A 17,521-nucleotide genomic window follows, 5' to 3' on the forward strand; every position below is an offset into this window, starting at 1 on the left:
TCAACCGAGACTCAACCAACACTATGTTCCAGGCTGATGGCTAACAATTTCTGGGCTTCCACGGCGAACTCCAGTGGCAATTCGGAGAACACATCCTTACAAAAGCCGTTAACAATCATTGAGATGGCATCATCTTCGGTGATGCCACGTTGTAAGCAATAAAACAGTTGATCATCACCAATTTTCGAGGTTGTCGCCTCGTGCTCTAGCTGTGCGGTGTTATTACGCACTTCAACATAAGGGAACGTATGTGCGCCGGAATCCGGGCCAATCAGCATCGAGTCACATTGCGTGAAGTTACGGGCGTTATCCGCACCGGGCAAAATTTTAACCAGCCCACGATAGGTATTTTGGCTATGCCCCGCAGAGATCCCTTTGGCAATAATGGTTGATTTAGTGTTTTTGCCAATATGGATCATCTTGGTGCCGGTATCGGCTTGCTGATGGCCGTTGGTCAATGCAACCGAGAAGAATTCGCCAATAGAGTTATCACCCTGCAAAATGACACTCGGGTATTTCCAGGTAATGGCTGAACCGGTTTCAGATTGGGTCCATGACATTTTGGAGCCCTCACCTTCACACAGCGCCCGTTTGGTCACAAAGTTGAGAATACCTCCTGTACTGTCCGCTCCGGCAAACCAGTTCTGAACGGTCGAGTATTTCACTTCTGCATTTTTGTGTAAAATGACCTCAACCACCGCAGCATGTAACTGATAGCTATCACGAACCGGCGCAGAACACCCTTCGATATAACTCACATAGCTGTCTTCATCGGCAATCAGGATTGTGCGCTCAAATTGACCGGTTTTGGCGGCATTAATACGAAAGTAAGTGGATAATTCCATAGGGCAGCGCACTCCTTTGGGTACATAGACAAAAGTACCGTCAGAAGCGACTGCCGCATTTAGCGCAGCAAAAAAGTTATCTTTGGCTGGAACCACTGATCCCAGATACTTACGTACTAAATCCGGATATTCCTGAATGGCTTCACCGAATGAACAGAAAATAATACCTTGCTCGGCCAATTTACCGCGATAAGTGGTCGCAACAGAAACCGAGTCAAAAATGGCATCAACCGCCACTTCAGCCCCTTCCCGCACTGGCACCCCAAGCTGGGCAAAGGCAGATTCAACCTCAGCGGTGAGGTACTCATTCATGGTGTTCGCGGCTGAATCTTCAGCTGATGATTGCTGCATTGCGCCAGATTGCGAACCGCAGTGGTCATCACAGCTACCGCAAGATGGTGCTGAGTAATAGCTGTAATCCTGATAATCCAGACTTTTATAATGTGCTTTCAGCCAATGCGGTTCTTCCATTTCTAACCAACTGCGATAAGCCCCGAGGCGAAATTCCAGCATCCACTCCGGTTCATTACGCTTAGCAGAAATGGCGCGAATCACATCTTCATTGATGCCCTTCGCCAACTCGTCAGTCGCAAGTTGTGTAAAAAAACCTTCTTTGTAGCGACCATCGCTGACCCAAGCCTGCACATCATCTGGAACTTCTACATTGCTTCGTGTCATTTCGTTTACATCGCTCAAACGCCAAAGCTCTCGCCACACCCGCAGGCGTGCTGAGCTTTAGGATTATTAAATTTAAAAATCTGATTTAGCCCTTCGCGGACATAATCCACCACGGTGCCATCAATAAACGGCATCGCTTTCAGAGGTACGTAAAGTCTGGCACTACCGTGCTCGAAAACCAAAGCATCACTGGCTGGCTCCTTAGCCATATCCATCACGTAAGCAAAACCGGCACAACCGGATTGCTTGACCCCCAGCTGCAACCCTTTTATTTCAGGATCCTGTTGCATGAGCCGTGTAATTTGCGCCGCGGCGCTGTCGGTGATCGTAACGCCTTGCCAAACATTATCATCAAGTGAAAATGTTCCGACGGATTCCTGTTGCATATGCCCCACCTTCTATCTCTTAATAATTAGCTGGCTGATTATGAGTAAATCAACACAGATTATTCACAATGGTAGTGATAATAATTATCACTTCAACCGTTTGTTTTGCAGGGATATTAAGAAAAGTGCCGTTTAGACCTCAGATGAGGCGGCAACGAAAGAAGCATGCTGCGATGGCCGGAGAAGTCTGGGTAAACAAACACACTTTTATCGCCATGAAATAAAACAATAATTACGACAGCGATGCCTGAATCCCTTGCTATATCAGAGGTTAATTGCGATTAATCTCTGTATTTTTAAACATTCATAAAAAATACCTATTTCTACATTAATTTTAGCTGAAATCCCCCTCGGGGGGAACCTATCAGAGAGATTCGCCGCATTTATCAGATATACCCTTCATACTTCAAGCTGCATGTGCGTTGGCTGCTCTCGTGTATCCGAATCACTGACCTGAGTAAGCTCATCGGGACTTACTCAATTGCCGTCTTCCCGCAACTCGAATTATTTGGGTATACACAAAATATCAGAAGGTAAGTAATAGAAAGATGTGATCATGAATCATATTACTCAAGGCCTATAATTGGCCCTGAGCAATATATATTTATTTTTCGAGAGGTAATTTTGGAGATGATAATACAGCAGTGGTCAAACGAGAGGTGCAGCACAGGCGGTTTTGTTCATCAAAAATCTCAATCTGCCAAACCTGATGGCTACGACCAACATGAATAGCACGACAACAACCGCGCACTTTTCCGGACTTTACCGCTTTTAGATGGTTGGCATTGATTTCCAACCCCACGATGTTCTGCCCCTCAGTGGTACATAAATACCCCGCCATCGAACCCAGTGACTCCGCCAACACTACTGATGCGCCGCCATGCAGCAGGCCAAAGGGTTGAGTTGTCCGATTATCTACTGGCATCGTAGCTTCCAGTTCGTCATCGGATAATCGAGTAAATTTAATGCCCAGATGCCCGACCATGCAGCCTTGGCTCTGTTGATTTAGCTGTTCCAGCGTTGCTGTTCGTTTCCAAAGCATTCTTTTTCCCTTCCTACTTGAGGTTGCATAAATGTTAATGGCTGACAAAGCCTAAACCAATTCAAGTAGCGCTTGCAATGGATGCCGTATGCCGTTGCCTTCAATACGCTTAACCTGACTGCGGCATGAATAACCGGTCGCTAAACAACGTTTAGCCGGCAGCTTTTGCAATGCCTGTTGCCAGGATAATGCATAAATACCTAACGATTTATCGATGTTCTTGGCTTCATGACCATAAGTTCCAGCCATGCCACAACATCCAACACTGACGTTTTCCAGCTTGGCCCCATAACGGGAGAATATCGCAGCCCAATGCTGACTACTGGCTGGCAGTGCGGTAGTTTCTGTACAGTGGCCAAACAGATACCAAGATTCACCGGTCATCTGTTGCTCTTGCTGTTCAGTCAATGCCTCATGTAACCACTCATGCACCAGTTGTACATTAAAGTCACCACGAGAATCACCCAGAATCTCTTTATATTCATCGCGATAACACAGCACCAGGGCCGGATCAACCCCAACCATTGGTATCCCCAATAAAGCAATGCGATTCAGAAAATCAGCAGTTTTTCGCGCCGTTTTGGCAAAACGTTGCAGGAACCCTTTGATATGCTGTGCTTTACCATTCGGCGAGAACGGCAGTAACACCGGATTGAAACCGAGCTTCTCCACCAGCCGGACAAAATCGGCGACAACCTGAGCATCGTAGTAGCTGGTAAACGGGTCTTGCACTATCAAAACATGCTGACGGCGCTCTGAATCCGGCAACGTCTCCAACTGTTCCAGTGTCATGGTGCTGGCATAATGACCAGACAATGACTGTTTCAAGGTGGGGCTGGAAAGTAACGGAAGATCCACCATGCCGATGCTTTTGCGGCTTAACGCACCCACCCAAGGCTGCTTGAGGAAGAAGTTAAACACTTTAGGTGTTTTCGCCATCAACGGGGCATAGTCTTCCACTCCAGCGACCACATAATCACGCAGCGGCCGATGGTAGCGAGTGTGATACAACTGCAGGAAACGGGAGCGGAAACCCGGCACATCAATTTTTATCGGGCATTGCGTCGAACAAGCTTTACACGCCAGGCAACCGGACATCGCCTCTTTCACTTCATGAGAGAAATCATAATCTCCCTGACTGGCATGCCAGGTATTGCGCGTCTTTTCTATCAGCCCCCGCAAACTGGGCCGCCGAGTCGCCAACCCATTTTCCAGTGCCACCGGGTCAACCCCTTGTTCGGATAACAACCGCAGCCATTCCCGAACCAAAGTGGCCCGTCCTTTTGGTGAATGGATTCGGTCACCGGTTATTTTCATCGACGGGCACATGGGGCTACGAGCATCAAAGTTAAAACATAATCCGTTGCCATTGCACTCCATCGCGCCACGGAATGAAGTTCTGACGGAGAGTGGGATACGTCTGTCCAGGCTACCGCGTTTGTCAGAAGTATCGACTTGCATCATCGGGGCATCGCTCCCCAATGGAGAGCAAATCTTACCGGGATTCAGTCGATTATCAGGGTCAAATGCAGATTTTATCTGGCGTAACTCATGGTAAAGCACCTCACCGAAGAACTCAGGGCTATATTCCGCGCGAAAGCCTTTACCGTGCTCTCCCCACAATAAGCCGCCATAGCGCGCCGTCAGTTGCACCACTTGATCAGAGATCTGCTTCATCAGCATTTCTTGTTGCGGATCACACATATCCAGCGCCGGACGAACATGCAACACACCGGCATCCACATGACCAAACATGCCATAAGTCAAATTATGGCTATCCAGCAACTGGCGGAATTCCACAATATAATCAGCTAAATGGTGCGGTGGCACACAAGTATCTTCCGCAAAGGGGATAGGTTTGGCCTGCCCTTTGCTGTTACCCAACAAACCAACCGCTTTTTTGCGCATACCATAAATGCGCTCAATCCCAGCTAAATCACTGCAAATCTGATAACCAATCACCCCACCTTCACGGGCCGCCATCAGATCATCCAAACGTTGGCAAAGTGACTCCATTTGGCTGTCAATCAGCGCTTTATCATCACCGGCGAATTCGACAATATTCAGCCCCAACATCTCTTTATCCGGAACATCAGTAATCAGTTCTTTGACCGAGTGCCAGACAATATCCTCTTTCGCCAGATTGAGGACTTTTGAGTCCACGGTTTCCACTGAAAGCGCTTTGGCTTCCACCATAAAAGGCGCATTGCGCAGTGCCGAATCGAAAGAGTCATACTTCACATTCACCAAACGACGAACTTTTGGTAGTGGCGTAATATCCAGTGTAGCTTCGGTAATAAAAGCCAGCGTCCCTTCAGCACCCGTTAAAATGCGCGTCAGATCAAACGTTTGTAGGTCGTCACTGAACACATGGCGCAAATCATAGCCCGTCAGGAAGCGGTTTAATTGAGGGAATTTCTCCAGAATCAGCGCACGTTGATCCCGACAGCGATTAAGCACGGTATGGTAAATACGCCCGGTGACGGAATCTTCCTGCGCAATCGTTTCCGCCAGTGACGTCGGCAGAGCGCGAGTGTCCAGCATCTCGCCACCCAGCAAAATAGCGCGCAAACCCAGAACATGGTCGGAGGTTTTGCCATAGACCAACGAGCCCTGACCGGAGGCATCAGTATTAATCATGCCGCCCAATGTGGCGCGATTACTGGTCGACAATTCCGGCGAGAAGAAATAGCCAAATGGGCGTAGGTATTGATTAAGTTGATCTTTAATCACCCCCGCCTCAACCCGTACCCACCCTTGCTCCACATTGATATCCAGAATACGGTTCATATGGCGCGACATATCCACCACAATACCGGTATTCAATGCCTGGCCATTGGTTCCGGTTCCGCCACCACGTGGCGTGAAGACCAACGATTTAAAATTATCCTGCCCTGCCAGACGACCAATGAGTGCAACATCTGCCGTCGAGCGCGGAAAGATAACAGCATCAGGAAGCAGTTGATAAATACTGTTGTCCGTCGCCATGGTTAGACGATCTGCATAATTGGTGGCGGTATCGCCGGTGAATCCGTTTTGCTTCAAAGCATCCAAAAAATCCAGCACCAACTGAATAACACCTGGCGCTTGAGAAATCTGTGGGATCATTAGTGTGACCCTATCTATATGTGGGTTTGTTTTAAGGACTATTCCACTGAAAGACTATCCGTTACCAATCACCTTTGTCGAACGATTTATACCAATTCAGAACGATGGGAAAGAGATGTCTGGCGACCAAGGTTAAATACAGTAATAAACTATTAAGTATCAAAATTTTATATTGCGCAAATAATAATCAAACCACAATCAGAACGCGCGGTTACATCACTTTTACTGCAATCGGATTTATATTATCCCGAGGATATCGCCCTTTTTTGATAAAAATGTAGCAGTAAAACTCAAGTGTATCTGTTAAAAACCACTGAAATACACCATGATTACAGCTGTTCCTGAATAAGATTGGTGTAAATATCTCATTAGTGCATTTTGTAATGAGTACAAATAAAACAGTGCGATGGCCACCTTGCCATGATTTGTGAAGTGAGAACCCACTGATGAATTACCCGCAGCTACGTCGTTTCGATTTACCCAAACTGATGTTTGGGGTGATATTCATTATGATAATGATTATCGCCAGTTTTTGGGTGGTACAACCGTTTATTATGGGATTTGCCTGGGCTGGCATGGTAGTGATTGCTACCTGGCCTTTACTGATCAGGCTACAAAAAGTCTTATGGGGTAAGCGCTGGTTGGCCGCGACTATTATGACCATTCTGCTGGTTTTGCTGTTCGTTATTCCTATTGCTCTGCTGGTCAGTAGCCTGGTTGAGAATAGCGGCCCGCTCATCCAGTGGGCATCCAGTCCATCCAATTTGAAAATGCCTGATGTCACCTGGCTCAAATCAATCCCCATGGTGGGTAACAAACTCTATAGTGGCTGGCATTCACTCATTGCTGGCGGCGGTAATGTGCTAATCGCCAAAATTCAGCCGTATGTCGGTGCTGCAGCAACCTGGTTGGTCGCACAAGCCGCTCATATTGGCTACTTTTTGATTCATTTAGCACTGATGGTGCTATTCAGCATTTTGCTCTATTTCCATGGCGAGCAAGTGGGTTTGGGTATTCGCCATTTTGCGGTGCGGGCTGCCGATAAACGTGGGGATGCGGTGGTTGTGCTGGCAGCAAAGGCCATTCGGGCAGTGGCGTTGGGGGTGGTCGTTACCGCACTGGTGCAAGCCGTGTTAGGTGGAATTGGTCTCGCTGTTGCTGGAATCCAATACGCGACGTTGTTTACCGTCTTAATGTTTATTTGTTGTGTCGCGCAACTTGGGCCGCTGCTAATACTGATACCTGCGGTCATCTGGCTATACTGGACGGGGGATTCAACCTGGGGCACGATATTACTGGTGTGGAGTTGTATCGTAGGAACAATGGATAACGTGTTGCGGCCTTACCTAATCCGCATGGAAGCCGATATGCCGATGATATTAATTCTGTCCGGCGTTATTGGTGGCTTACTGTCATTCGGTATGATTGGTTTGTTTATCGGCCCAGTGGTACTGGCTATCTCTTATCGATTGACCTCAGCTTGGGTCAATGAAGCACCGGAACCTGAAGAGAGTATTACCGAAGTCGCCAAACATTTAGAAGAGCTTTAAAATATAATAGGGGTTATGCTACTTAACCCCTATTATCCAGCAACATCCTCTACTGGAAATAAATAATAGCCTTTTTAATATCCATATTTATATTCAAAACAACCGTTCGTATTAGTCATTAAATAAAGTTGCTATTAATAACGAGGTGAAATCACTTTTATTGTAAATATATATTCAATCAATCTTATTCAGATGATTCTTAATGACTAACTCACGGAATTTACTTACTATTATTCAGTAGTGCTTTCCCCCGAGATATTTAAATAAATTATCTAATAGTGACTTATTTAAATATCTATAATCGAATATAAATATTGCTGTGTGTAGTCTTTGCCTGTCACCTAAGACGGGCTTTTTTTTTATTATATTCTGTGTAATTAGAATAGCGCCTGTATTCGCCACATACATTCCCTTGAATCACTTGAGTAAGGGGGATGACTGCCAGAAAGGATAAAAAAATCCGCAACCTAAGCTGCGGATGATAAATATATTAGCCAAAACACTATCTGTCTGTCGTCAAAGCACTATCTATCAATGTTTGATATGTTCTGCCAGACTTAACCAAGTTTGTACCACGGTATCCGGATTAAGAGACAGACTGTCAATCCCTTGCTCCATTAGCCATAGCGCAAAATCTTCATGATCTGAAGGCCCCTGCCCGCAAATCCCGACATATTTTCCCTGACGTTTAGCGGCCTGAATAGCCATTGATAGTAATGCCTTAACGGCTTCATTACGCTCATCAAACAACGCTGATACCACACCAGAATCCCTGTCCAACCCTAATGTTAATTGGGTCATATCATTGGAGCCGATGGAAAAACCGTCGAAATGCTCAAGGAATTGATCGGCTAATAAAGCATTAGATGGGATTTCACACATCATAATGATCTTCAAGCCATTTTCGCCACGTTTAAGTCCCTGGCGGGCCAGTTCAGCTACCACTGCCTCAGCCTGAGCGACAGTGCGCACGAAAGGCACCATCACTTCAACGTTAGTCAAATCCATCTCATTGCGGACACGCTTAACCGCCTCACACTCCAGTGCAAAGCAGTCACGGAAGCTGTCTGCGACATAACGCCCTGCCCCCCGGAAGCCCAGCATCGGGTTCTCCTCATGTGGTTCATAGGCTTCTCCGCCGACCAAATTGGCATACTCATTAGATTTAAAATCTGACAAGCGCACGATCACACGTTTGGGCCAAAATGCCGCGCCCAGAGTCGAAATCCCCTCGGTTAAACGGCCGACATAAAACTCAACTGGATCATCATAACCATTCATTAACGCCTTGATCTCTGATTGAATTGCAGGCGGTTGAGTATCAAACTCCAGCAGTGCTTTAGGATGCACACCAATCATCCGGTTGATGATAAATTCTAACCGCGCCAACCCAACACCTTCATTCGGCAAGCGGGCAAAATCAAAAGCCCGATCCGGATTGCCGACATTCATCATGATTTTCAAAGGCAAATCAGGCAATTCTGCCACCTGAGAGCTTTGAATAGAGAAGTCGAGCAACTCATGGTAAACATAGCCGGTATCCCCTTCAGCACAGGAAACCGTCACATTTTGCCCTTCTTTCAGAATATCTGTGGCATTACCGCACCCCACTACCGCCGGAATACCTAACTCACGCGCAATAATGGCGGCATGACAGGTTCGTCCGCCACGGTTAGTGACGATGGCCGATGCCTTTTTCATGATAGGTTCCCAATCAGGATCAGTCATGTCTGTTACCAGCACATCACCAGCCTGAATTCTATCCATCTCACTGATATCATGAATAACCTTAACTGGCCCGGCACCAATACGATGGCCGATAGCACGGCCTTCCACCAGCACATTACTCTGATTATTAAGCTGATAGCGCTCCATAACCTGTTCATTGGAACGCACGGTTTCCGGACGCGCCTGCACAATAAACAACTGGCCGGTATGGCCGTCTTTTGCCCATTCGATATCCATCGGGCGGCCATAGTGTTCTTCAATCAATAAAGCCTGATGGGCCAGAGCTTCAACTTCGTCATCACTGAGAGCGAAACGATTGCGCTGTGCCTCTGGCACATCTTCAATACGGACCTGTTTACCGTGGTCTTGGTTTTCGGCATAAACCATACGGATTTTTTTCGATCCCATATTGCGGCGTACAATCGCGGGTTTTCCCTTACGCAGCGTCGGCTTATGTACATAAAATTCATCAGGGTTGACCGCCCCCTGCACCACCATTTCACCCAAACCATGAGCCGCGGTGATAAAGACCACTTGATCAAAACCAGATTCGGTATCAATGGTGAACATAACACCCGATGAGGCAAGATCTGAGCGCACCATGCGCTGTACCCCCGCAGACAGTGCTACGCCGCGATGGTCGTATCCCTGATGCACGCGATAAGAAATGGCCCGGTCATTAAACAGTGAAGCGAAGACATGCTTGATAGCAATCATTACCGCATCAATACCTTGAACATTCAGGAAGGTTTCCTGCTGCCCGGCAAAAGAAGCATCCGGCATATCTTCGGCTGTACGGCAAATGACGTTTGTGGATCATCAGCTAGCTGCTGATAGGCATCGTGAATTGATTGTTCGAACTCAGGATGGAATGGCGTTTCAATCACCCATTGACGGATCTGTGCGCCGGCTTTAGCTAACGCCGCAATATCATCAACATTGGTTTCATCCAACAATTGATAGATACGGTTATTAACGCCGCTTTGCTCCAGAAAGTCGTTGAACGCCTGAGCGGTGGTGGCAAAACCATTGGGCACCGAAACACCCAGTTCAGAAAGATGGGTTATCATTTCACCCAGGGAGGCATTTTTGCCGCCAACCCTTTCAACATCGTGCATGCCAAGCTGGTTGTACCAAAGCACATTACACAGATTTAGGCCATTGTTGGACATCGAAACAATCCTTTTTACATTGTCATTAATTACGGACGATCAGTAGGGTACATCTGCCCAAAATCATTGGCGTTGCAGGTGAGTGAGCTGCGGCGTCAATGACGAAGGAGACATTTCAGACTAGCACAATCATCCATAGCCCATAGACAGGTGAATCGATCAACCCAACAAGAAAAATGTTTTTCAGGCTATTCTGGCAGCAAACCCTTTACGGATAAGACGAATAAGGCACACTGATGGGGTTAACCAGTGGTATCAATTGGCCAAAAAATGACTCAGGAGTCAGCGTGGAAAGAAGTGTATTTTATATTTCAGATGGGACGGCCATCACTGCCGAAGTGCTCGGCCATGCCGTTTTATCGCAATTTCCAGTTAAAGCGACGACTTTCACGCTGCCCTTTGTTGAAAGTGCGGCGCGTGCTCAAGAAGTATGTGAAAAAATTAATGAAATATACCGCGAGACCGGTGTCAGGCCTTTGGTTTTCTATTCAATAATCAGCCCTGAAGTTCGGGAACTCATTCAACATAGTGAAGGGTTCTGTCAGGATATCGTGCAAGCCTTGGTGGCCCCACTTCAAGGCGAACTGGGCGTATCCCCACAACCGGTTCTCAATCGCACCCACGGCTTAACCGAGAGTAACCTGGGAAAATACGATGCGCGTATTGCTGCTATCGATTATGCATTAGCACATGATGACGGTATTTCGCTGCGTAACCTCGACCAGGCTCAGGTAATTTTATTGGGCGTTTCCCGCTGCGGCAAAACGCCCACCAGCCTGTATCTGGCCATGCAATTTGGCATTCGTGCGGCCAATTATCCTTTTATCGCCGATGATATGGATAATTTACAGCTCCCTACGGCACTGAAGCCCTTTCAGCATAAGTTATTTGGCTTAACGATTAATCCTGAGCGACTGGCCGCTATTCGAGAAGAACGTCGCGAAAACAGCCGCTACGCCTCACTGCGCCAATGCCGGATGGAAGTTGGTGAAGTGGAAGCCCTATTTCGTAAGAATCAAATTCGCTATCTGAATTCAACCAACTACTCCGTTGAAGAGATATCAACCAAAATTCTCGATATTTTGGGCATGAGTCGGCGGATGTTCTGATTATCCCCTTCGTCCGTGAGTCGTAGGATGTTCGCTTGCTACCTTCCTGTGACTCCCATTACTTTGGGTACAAATATTCATACTGGTGATAATTTAAGGCTTATTTCATCAAAATTTCTATGAATCATGACGCTGGCGGTTGAATTCGTCTATTTTTGGTTTATTGTGATCGCCATCACTTCCCGGTATTCCTGCCGCAGAGAAGAACAGATTTAGAGAATTTTCATGCACAAAACTGATGAACTGCGGACCGCGCGCATCGATAGCTTAGTGACGCCACAACAGTTGGCGGAAAAGCTACCGATTTCCGAGGCTGTTGCTGATAACGTGACAGCGTCACGTAAACGAATTGAAAAAATACTCACCGGTGAAGATTCACGCCTACTGGTTGTCGTCGGCCCTTGTTCGATTCACGACCTGGATGCGGCAATCGATTATGCAAAGCGGCTGAATGTATTGCGGATTCGCTACCAGGACCGTCTTGAAATCGTCATGCGTACCTATTTCGAAAAGCCGCGCACCGTGGTTGGTTGGAAAGGATTGATTTCAGATCCCGCGCTTGATGGCTCATGTCAGGTCAATTTAGGCATTGAAATGGCGCGCCGGTTGCTATTAGCCGTTAATGAGTTAGGCCTGCCTACTGCCACCGAATTCCTTGATATGGTGACCGGCCAATATATTGCCGACCTGATTAGTTGGGGCGCGATTGGCGCGCGGACGACTGAAAGTCAAATCCACCGCGAAATGGCCTCAGCCCTCTCCTGCCCGGTGGGTTTCAAAAATGGTACCGATGGTAATACCCGCATTGCTATTGATGCTATCCGGGCGGCACAAGCCAGCCATATGTTTTTATCACCGGATAAAACCGGCCAAATGACGATTTATCAAACCAGTGGCAATCCACATGGGCATATCATTATGCGCGGTGGAAAGACGCCAAATTACGGTGCATCTGATATTGCCGCTGCTTGTGACTGTTTGCGTGAATTTGATTTACCTGAACATCTGGTGGTGGATTTCAGCCACGGAAATTGCCAGAAGATGCATCGCCGCCAATTAGAAGTTGCCGCAGATATCGGTCAGCAAATTCGCGCAGGATCCACCGCTATTGTCGGTGTGATGGCAGAAAGTTTCCTGGTGGAAGGCACACAGAAAATTGTTGCTGGTCAGCCACTAACCTACGGGCAATCCATTACTGACCCTTGCCTAAATTGGGCCGACACCGAACAGTTACTCAGTTTACTGGCCGATGCTGTGAGTAGCCGGTTCAACAACTAGCATTAACTCGATTTAAAATCAGTGATGGAGTGATATTTAGCTAAGGCTCAATTCCATCACTGAGCTAAATTCATCAAACGACTCCCATTAGTACTCCCTCACCTTATTCCTTCCTAAATCATTCATGATACAAATTACTAATGAAAAGCAAGACATTGGAATAACAACTAATTAAGACTAGGGTTGAAATCCACAGTGCATGGGGATGATAATCATTATCAACTTAATTATAGTATCTACTCAAAGAAAGTATCTTATGCACAAAGCGACATCCATAACGCACAATGCCACTGACCAAACCGTTTCCTCTTTGCCACTTTCATGTATTAACAGCCAACAATTGCTTGGACAACACGAAGTTATTGCCATCAATCACCAAGGTCAGCTTTATTACTTACGCCAGACCAAAGCAGGAAAACTGATACTGACGAAATAACCTTCCGTCAGTGCCATCGCTGAACACCATTGTCTCGACGCCAGCCACCTAATTATCAATACACAGGAAGCCAGCAATCCATTGATTATATTGAACAATATATGGAGAGCTGTTTATGCCTCGTTTTTTTCGTTTATCTGCATGCAGTTTAGTTATTGCCTTAGTGCTGTCGTCAACAGCAATAGCTGATCCCACATCCAAAAACCACTCTGACATGCTGACAGTAGTAGATTCACGTTCAGCCATCGACAGTTTTAAACATCCCGGTGTGGTCACTGTTATTGATGCTTCTATGCCACAAAAGCAAACCGCCACCACCGCGGGTGAAATGCTACAAAACGTGCCAGGGGTCACGCTTACCGGGGCGGGACGTACCAATGGGCAGAACGTCAATATCAGAGGTTATGATCAATATGGCGTACTGATATTAATTGATGGTATCCGTCAGGGAATCAACGGGCCGCATTTTGATGGCATCTTCCTTGATCCCGCATTAATCAAAAAAGTCAGTATTATTCGCAGCCCATCGACCACACTACTTGGTAGCAGTGCCTTGGGGGGTGTTATTGCCTACCAGACCGTTGATGCAGCTGATTTGCTGGCACAAGATCAACATTTCGGGTTTCTTGCCAATGGCTTCGGTGCTACCGGTTATCACAGCACAGGTTTGGGGATGTCGGTGTTTGGCCGTACAGAAAATCTGGATGGTATCTTTGCATTCAGTAAACGAAAGGTTGGCAATATTTATCACGGCAGTAGCTCTGAGGCACCGAACAATGAGGCTATCAACAACCTGATGCTTAAGACCACCGCCTACCTTTCTGACAGCCAATCGATGACCACAGCCCTGCGCTATTATAATAATCGCGCCCTGGAACCCCGAATGGCTAATCGGAGTGCGCCGAATTCCAATATGAATATCAACCCAATGATAAATCGCGCCACTATTCAACGTGATGCTGAGCTGACTTATCACCTGCAACCGCGACAGTTTGGTTGGCTGGATGCTACCAGCCAGCTTTATTATTCTGAAATCAATGTCAGCGATGATGTGCGCCGTGAAGGTTATGGCAGCCGCAAACAGATCACCCGTGGGATAAAACTGGAAAATCGGAGCCAACTCTTTACCCACAGCCCAGCAGCTCATCTATTAGCTTACGGTGTTGAAAGTTACCAGCAACAGCAAATCCCAAAAGGGGTTATCCGCAGTTTTCCGCCCGCTGAAATCATCTTCTCCTCCGGTTGGCTGCAAAATGAGCTGACCTTACGTGATCTTCCGGTGACCTTGCTGGCGGGTACCCGTTTTGATCGCTATAAAAACAGCCGTCAGAATTTTGCCGATAGAGAGGTTAAAAATTGGTCATCAAGTGGCGCAGTCACCATCAATCCCACAGATTGGCTGATGTTATTTGGCACCTACAGTCAGGCATTCCGCACCCCGACACTGGCAGAACTTTATAATGACTCAATCCATTTCTCTATGGGGCCATTCTTTACTAATCGCTGGAAGCCCAATCCCAACTTAAAGCCAGAAAGTAACGTCACCCGCGAGGCTGGTTTTGGCTTACTGTTTGATAGTCTGCTAGCAGATAACGACGCAGTTAAGTTTAAAACCAGTTATTTTCATATTGATGCCAAAGACCGTATTACCAATGAAGTCCAGACGTTCACCTCAACTTACATTAATATCCCTCGCAGCAAAAGTTGGGGCTGGGATGCCTCACTAGAATATCAACATCCTTGGTTTGACTGGAATCTGAACTATAACCGCACTCGTGGCATCAACCTTGATACCCGCCAGTTTATCAGCAGCATTAACCCAGACACCATCACCAGCAGGTTGAATGTGCCGATTGCAAATAGTGGGTTGAGTACCGGCTGGATAGTCACCATGGCAGAAAATACTAAATTCATGAAACACAATGACGCCAAAAACTCGTCGCGCCAACCCAATAAATCGCAAGCCGGCTATACCGTGCATGATTTTTATCTCAGCTACCGTGGGCAAGATAGATTCAAACGCGTCATCACCACCGCAGTGCTGGGTAATGCCTTTAATAAAGTCTATTACTCACCGCAAGCAATCCCACAAGACGGACGAAATGCCAAATTACTGATCAGCTATCAGTGGTGATATTTCATCTGCTCGATCGTGGTGAGAGGTTGAAAAATAATCATAATTAAATAGCTCTATGGAACCCTGCCATCGCACATCCGCTATGGCACTACATTATAAGGGAATAAATAAATGGAAATGACACTGTATCAACAGTACCTCAATACAAAGCACACTCATTCTGAACTCTCCTCAAGAGATTTAGCACAGAGACTGAATATCAGTGAGGCAGAATTGATGTATGCCCGTGTGGGGGAAGATGCCGAGCGGCTGAATATCAATGCCACTTTGTTGCTTAGCGAGTTAGAAACTGTCGGCGTCACTCGCTCGGTGACCTCCAACCCACATGCAGTACATCAGTTGGTTGGTGAATATAAGAACTTACGATTGCATGGGCATCTGGGATTGATTCTTAACCCACGCGCACTGGATTTAAGATTATTTTTCCGCCACTGGAACACTATTTTCAGTTTGCGCGAAACCACGGCGCAAGGTGAGCAACTCAGCATTCAATGTTTTGATTTCCAAGGCAATGCCATTCATCAAATCTATTGTACCAAAGAGACAAATCAAGCTGCCTGGCAGACATTGATCGCAAAATATCGCATGACCGATAATCCCCGGTTGGAATTACAACATGTTGATGTACAACCCAACGTAGAACCCGCTATCAACGGCTCTATCATTGATGCTGAATGGCGTAAAATGAATGATATTCATCAATTTTTTATGCTACTGAAACGCCATAATATTAGCCGACAACAAGCCTTTCGCGCGGTTGGCGATGATCTGGCGTATCAAGTCGATAATCAAGCTGTAATACACATACTCAAGGCGGCACAAGCGCGTCTGAATGAAATTATGCTGTTCGTTGGTAACAGTGGATGCATGCAGATATTCACCGGTGCTATTGAACAATGCTCAGCCTTGGCGGAGCACCAATTGGCGGGTGGTCAGTGGGTTAACGTAAGCAATTCTCGATTCGATTTACAGCTAAACCAACAGGCTATTGCAGAAAGTTGGGTGACACGCAAACCGACCCAAGATGGTTTTGTCACAAGCCTGGAGTTGCTCGATGAGTGTGGGAAGCATATCGTGCAAATCTTTGGTCAACGCAGCGAAGGTCAGCCAGAGCAAAATCAATGGCATCAACAACTGACTGAATTGCCCCCAATAGGCTCGCCGCATGAATAAGTGGGGCGTGGCGCTGAGATTTATCATTTCACTTTCATTTGTTATTTCAGTCAATTGTATTGCTGCTGCACGTATTGTGACCATTGGCGGCGATGTCTCTGAAATCACTTATGCACTCGGTGCCGGTGACCTTATCGTGGGTCGGGATAGCACCAGCCTGAACCCTGATGCATTGAAAGCACTACCCGATGTGGGCTATATGCGCCAGCTCAATGCTGAAGGTATTCTTGCTTTAAAGCCCACCTTGATCTTGAGTAGTGAGCGTGCCAGGCCATCAAGGATACTGAAACAAGTGATGGAGTATGGAGTCCAGCTTATCTATGTTCCCGCCGATAAATCGCCGCAAGGCGTGATAGATAAGATACGATTGATTGCCACCACGGTCAGTCAAGAAGAGACAGGCCAGCAGTTGATACAACATTATCAACAACAATTGGACACTGTGGTATCCAGTCCGTTACCGGTGAAAGCACTGTTTGTTATGATTCATGCAGGAACTCCCCCATTGGCGGCGGGTTTAGATACCGCAGCCGATAGCATGTTCAAGGCATCGGGGCTTAAAAATGCGATTAAGGAATTCAGCGGTTATCGCCCGCTATCACAAGAAGGGATTATCGACAGTGCACCTGATTTACTCATCGTGACTACACATGGTGTGGCATCACTCAAGGGGGTAGAGAATATCTGGCAGTTGCCGGGGCTTGCTCTCACTCCTGCTGGGAAACAAAAACGGCTGCTGGTGCTTGATGACATTGCCTTGCTGGGGTTTGGTTTACAGACTCCGGATGTTCTTAAGCAACTGCGTGCGGCGGCTGAATCAAACTGATGTGAAGACGTTCTGACGAGTGATGGCGGCGGGCACTATCCCGCCCCTCATAC

General features: G+C 46.9%; 11 protein-coding genes, 1 other RNA gene and 1 pseudogene. 8 read left to right on the plus strand and 5 right to left on the minus strand.

Annotation, left to right across the window (positions count from 1 at the left end):
* Positions 1-11 precede the first annotated feature (11 nt).
* The 4 genes from sufB to ACF3VQ_RS10870 all read right to left on the minus strand — a co-directional run bounded on the left by sufB (position 12) and on the right by ACF3VQ_RS10870 (position 6,059).
* Positions 12-1,523, minus strand: a complete 1,512-nt coding sequence (sufB, locus tag ACF3VQ_RS10855; RefSeq protein WP_392435394.1) for a Fe-S cluster assembly protein SufB — start codon at positions 1,521-1,523, stop codon at positions 12-14.
* A 14-nt stretch (positions 1,524-1,537) separates the two neighbouring features.
* Positions 1,538-1,909 carry a Fe-S cluster assembly scaffold SufA gene (gene sufA, locus ACF3VQ_RS10860; RefSeq protein ID WP_005165616.1) on the minus strand — a complete coding sequence of 124 codons (372 nt, stop codon included), beginning with the start codon at positions 1,907-1,909 and terminating at the stop codon, positions 1,538-1,540.
* 604 nt (positions 1,910-2,513) lie between these two features.
* Positions 2,514-2,951 carry a hotdog fold thioesterase gene (locus tag ACF3VQ_RS10865; RefSeq protein WP_392435396.1) on the minus strand — a complete coding sequence of 146 codons (438 nt, stop codon included), beginning with the start codon at positions 2,949-2,951 and terminating at the stop codon, positions 2,514-2,516.
* A 51-nt stretch (positions 2,952-3,002) separates the two neighbouring features.
* Positions 3,003-6,059, minus strand: coding sequence for an FAD-binding and (Fe-S)-binding domain-containing protein (locus ACF3VQ_RS10870; protein ID WP_392435398.1), 3,057 nt, complete (start codon positions 6,057-6,059; stop codon positions 3,003-3,005).
* A gap of 446 nt (positions 6,060-6,505) precedes the next feature.
* Between ACF3VQ_RS10870 and ydiK the strand changes: the two genes are divergently transcribed.
* Both ydiK and rprA read left to right on the plus strand, forming a co-directional pair.
* The gene (gene ydiK / locus ACF3VQ_RS10875) at positions 6,506-7,609 is read left to right on the plus strand and encodes an AI-2E family transporter YdiK (protein WP_392435400.1); all 1,104 of its coding nucleotides are present in this window, start codon (positions 6,506-6,508) and stop codon (positions 7,607-7,609) included.
* Between the two features lie 257 nt (positions 7,610-7,866).
* An RNA gene (gene rprA / locus ACF3VQ_RS10880) (antisense sRNA RprA) lies at positions 7,867-7,971 on the plus strand.
* Between the two features lie 169 nt (positions 7,972-8,140).
* Here rprA and ppsA read toward each other — a convergent pair.
* Positions 8,141-10,509: pseudogene (gene ppsA / locus ACF3VQ_RS10885) on the minus strand (phosphoenolpyruvate synthase).
* 287 nt (positions 10,510-10,796) lie between these two features.
* On the opposite strand from ppsA, the gene ACF3VQ_RS10890 reads away from it, so the two are divergent.
* From ACF3VQ_RS10890 to ACF3VQ_RS10915, 6 genes are all read left to right on the plus strand, one after another.
* A complete protein-coding gene (locus ACF3VQ_RS10890) occupies positions 10,797-11,618 on the plus strand; it encodes a pyruvate, water dikinase regulatory protein (protein ID WP_392435402.1) in 822 nt (273 codons plus the stop codon).
* A gap of 225 nt (positions 11,619-11,843) precedes the next feature.
* Entirely contained in the window at positions 11,844-12,896 is a 1,053-nt protein-coding gene (locus ACF3VQ_RS10895; protein ID WP_392430694.1) for a 3-deoxy-7-phosphoheptulonate synthase, read from the plus strand.
* Positions 12,897-13,152: 256 nt separating this feature from the next.
* Positions 13,153-13,332 (plus strand): hemin uptake protein HemP, encoded by a 180-nt coding sequence (gene hemP, locus ACF3VQ_RS10900; protein ID WP_392430696.1) that lies wholly within the window; start codon positions 13,153-13,155, stop codon positions 13,330-13,332.
* 115 nt (positions 13,333-13,447) lie between these two features.
* Positions 13,448-15,466 (plus strand): TonB-dependent hemoglobin/transferrin/lactoferrin family receptor, encoded by a 2,019-nt coding sequence (locus ACF3VQ_RS10905; RefSeq protein WP_392430698.1) that lies wholly within the window; start codon positions 13,448-13,450, stop codon positions 15,464-15,466.
* 114 nt (positions 15,467-15,580) lie between these two features.
* Positions 15,581-16,642, plus strand: a complete 1,062-nt coding sequence (locus tag ACF3VQ_RS10910; protein WP_392430700.1) for a hemin-degrading factor — start codon at positions 15,581-15,583, stop codon at positions 16,640-16,642.
* Complete coding sequence (locus tag ACF3VQ_RS10915) at positions 16,635-17,468, plus strand: hemin ABC transporter substrate-binding protein (RefSeq protein ID WP_392430702.1); 834 nt, start codon at positions 16,635-16,637, stop codon at positions 17,466-17,468. The genes ACF3VQ_RS10910 and ACF3VQ_RS10915 overlap by 8 nt, the downstream gene beginning before the upstream one ends.
* Positions 17,469-17,521 lie beyond the last annotated feature (53 nt).

The organism is Yersinia fenwicki (assembly GCF_043099325.1).
Lineage (GTDB): Bacteria > Pseudomonadota > Gammaproteobacteria > Enterobacterales > Enterobacteriaceae > Yersinia.

What these genes read in the sequence shown, in the direction of transcription:
- hemP (WP_392430696.1), top strand. Translation starts at nt 13,153, where the DNA reads ATGCACAAAGCGACATCCATAACGCACAATGCCACTGACCAAACCGTT.
- ACF3VQ_RS10865 (WP_392435396.1), bottom strand. Translation starts at nt 2,951, where the DNA reads ATGCTTTGGAAACGAACAGCAACGCTGGAACAGCTAAATCAACAGAGC.
- sufA (WP_005165616.1), bottom strand. Translation starts at nt 1,909, where the DNA reads ATGCAACAGGAATCCGTCGGAACATTTTCACTTGATGATAATGTTTGG.
- ACF3VQ_RS10870 (WP_392435398.1), bottom strand. Translation starts at nt 6,059, where the DNA reads ATGATCCCACAGATTTCTCAAGCGCCAGGTGTTATTCAGTTGGTGCTG.
- ACF3VQ_RS10905 (WP_392430698.1), top strand. Translation starts at nt 13,448, where the DNA reads ATGCCTCGTTTTTTTCGTTTATCTGCATGCAGTTTAGTTATTGCCTTA.
- ACF3VQ_RS10910 (WP_392430700.1), top strand. Translation starts at nt 15,581, where the DNA reads ATGGAAATGACACTGTATCAACAGTACCTCAATACAAAGCACACTCAT.
- sufB (WP_392435394.1), bottom strand. Translation starts at nt 1,523, where the DNA reads ATGACACGAAGCAATGTAGAAGTTCCAGATGATGTGCAGGCTTGGGTC.
- ACF3VQ_RS10915 (WP_392430702.1), top strand. Translation starts at nt 16,635, where the DNA reads ATGAATAAGTGGGGCGTGGCGCTGAGATTTATCATTTCACTTTCATTT.
- ydiK (WP_392435400.1), top strand. Translation starts at nt 6,506, where the DNA reads ATGAATTACCCGCAGCTACGTCGTTTCGATTTACCCAAACTGATGTTT.
- ACF3VQ_RS10895 (WP_392430694.1), top strand. Translation starts at nt 11,844, where the DNA reads ATGCACAAAACTGATGAACTGCGGACCGCGCGCATCGATAGCTTAGTG.